Genomic DNA, 2,464 nt, shown 5'->3' on the forward strand with positions numbered 1-2,464 from the left:
GCTATATAAATAAAATATAAAAAAGTTCTTTACTAATTTGAAAAACGCAGTAATTATACTACTTATTAGTAAAGAACTTTTTATACAAGGACATAAGTGGTTTCAACATATAAAAAGCTCTTTCCCGAGTGAAATGTTCTGTATTAGGTTTGAAAATATAGATAGAAAAAAGCATGATAATTTTAAGTCATGCTTTTTTATTTTATAATTACAGAGTTTTGTATACTGGCACTAAAATTTATTTGAAATAATTGTTTGAAAAGATGCTATTAAATTGGACGTTTATATCATTTTGATCATTTCTTTTATATAAAGGAAAAATAAGAAATTAGAAAATGGAAACAAGCAATGAAGAGAACAACTGAAAGTAGCTTACACAGATGTTTATAAAAAGTTATAGAGCATTTCTTTGAATGAGGAATGCTTTTTGTTTTGCTTGGAACGAAAATGCACAACAAAAATATTATCTAAAATAATAAAAGTTTATTGCAAAACGATAAAATTTATATTAAAATCAAAATCAGAATAAATAAGTGTGTTGCTTTTTATGGAAAAGGTAACAACGTTATTTTTAAAATTAGGGGAGGTATAACTATGGACATTAACAATTTGATTATTGAAAATATTGATAACCCTCATGAGCTGGAGAGAATGTATAGAAAAGACCCGAAAGCTTTTAAAAAGTCATTCTCACAAGCATGGGCCCAAAACCCTGATTCTCAGGTGCTAGGTGCTTGGTATGAAAGGTTGCATTTCAAGGAGACGGCAAATACAGAAAAACCTTCATTGTTTCAAAAAGGTTTCTTATTCATGGGCATTTTAGCTATTCTGGCAGGGCTAAGCACCAGGATAATCTTCCATTTTGTCGAACAGGGAGCAATTGCTCCGATTAACCTGGCTTTTGGTATAATTCCCTTTATTGCTGCCTATTTTGTTTACAATAATACTCCGAAAAAAAGTATTATTTATTCTCTTGCAGCGTTGTTCCTAATTTCCGGGTTTTATCTTAATATGCTGCCATTAAATTATAAAGACAGTATTATCCTTGCTTATTTACACTTTCCCATATTCTTATGGGTATTGGTAGGGCTTGCATTTACAGGGAATGAATATTCAAAAGGCAGTACAAGATTAGCCTATATTAAATTTAATTTGGAATATTGTATTCTCTACGCCAGCATGGCAGTTAGCGGAATGGTACTAGCAGCATTAACCATGCAGTTATTTAGGTTTGTTGACTTGAATATAGAAGACTTCTATTTTAGTAATGTTGTTTTATTTGGTGCTGCCGCTCTTGCAATTGTGGCTGCATACCTGGTATCAATGAATCTGAAACTTGCTAAGAATATTACACCATATATAGCTAAAATTTTTAGTCCTCTTGTTCTAATCACATTGTTGCTCTATCTAATAACGGTTATATGGGTCGGGAAAAATCCATTCTTGGACCGCAATTTCCTGATAGTCTTCAACGGAATACTCCTTGGTGTATTGGCCGTTACCATATTTTCCATTATCGAGAGCGACTCAGACGAGAAAAAGAACATTTCAGATTATATAAATTTTTCCTTAATTGTTCTTGCACTTATCATTGACAGTGTGGCTTTGTCAGCAATTGTGTTCAGACTTTCTTCTTATGGGATTACGCCTAATAGACTTGCTGCTTTAGGAGTAAACATACTTATCTGGGCAAATCTAATTTGGATTATGCTCTCCTATATGCGTTTTCTACAAAATAAATCCGGACCTTCAACTATCCAAGATGCCGTTACTAAGTATTTGCCGGTATACGGATTTTGGGCAGCTTTCGTTATATTTACTTTTCCTATAATTTTTAATTAGAAAGGCTCTGTTAATGTAACGAAAAGTTAATCTTTTATTATATCATTTTTATTAATGAGTAAGAGACGATAAGTATCGTTAATTCTATAATTTCTCGACAATAAAAAACGTCCCGCAGTGGGACGTTTTTTATTATGTATATTGCTTTTTTTTCTTAATAAGCAGCAACATTTGTGAAATGCTAGCAAGCACAGGTAATTCAATTAACGGTCCAATGACCAAGGCAAGTGCAATAAGAGGTTCGTCTGGAAAAGCAGTCACAGCAATTGCGAGTGCAACAGGCGAGTTTCTCGCTAATGTTGTTAAGCTTAGGCTTACGGTGTCTTCATAGGATAAATGCATCATACGTCCTACAAACTGTCCTAGTATAAAGTTAATCATGAAGAACAGTAATACTGGTATAAGTAACAATAAAACAACATTCATATTTTGTAATAAATACTTACCTTGTGAGGCAAACATCGCTAATATTGCTAAACTTAAAAATACAATTTGAGCAGAGCTGAAAAACGGAATGAGTTTATTCTCAAGTGTTTCAGTTTTTTTCATTTTATGCATAATGAATTTTGTAGCGTGTGCAAGTAAAAATGGTAAAACAAGTACAATAACAATACTTTCTACT

At 32.2% G+C, this 2,464-nt stretch carries 2 protein-coding genes; one reads left to right on the plus strand and one right to left on the minus strand.

From position 1 onward, the window contains the following. The first annotated feature begins 594 nt into the window (after positions 1 to 594). A complete protein-coding gene (locus tag AC1DTM_RS22885; protein WP_016104535.1) occupies positions 595 to 1,842 on the plus strand; it encodes a DUF4153 domain-containing protein in 1,248 nt (415 codons plus the stop codon). A 132-nt stretch (positions 1,843 to 1,974) separates the two neighbouring features. Here AC1DTM_RS22885 and AC1DTM_RS22890 read toward each other — a convergent pair. After that, the coding region (locus tag AC1DTM_RS22890) for an arsenic resistance protein (RefSeq protein WP_477000954.1) at positions 1,975 to 2,464 on the minus strand (490 nt) is incomplete at its 5' end.

Source organism: Bacillus sp. P4_D3, assembly GCF_056401855.1.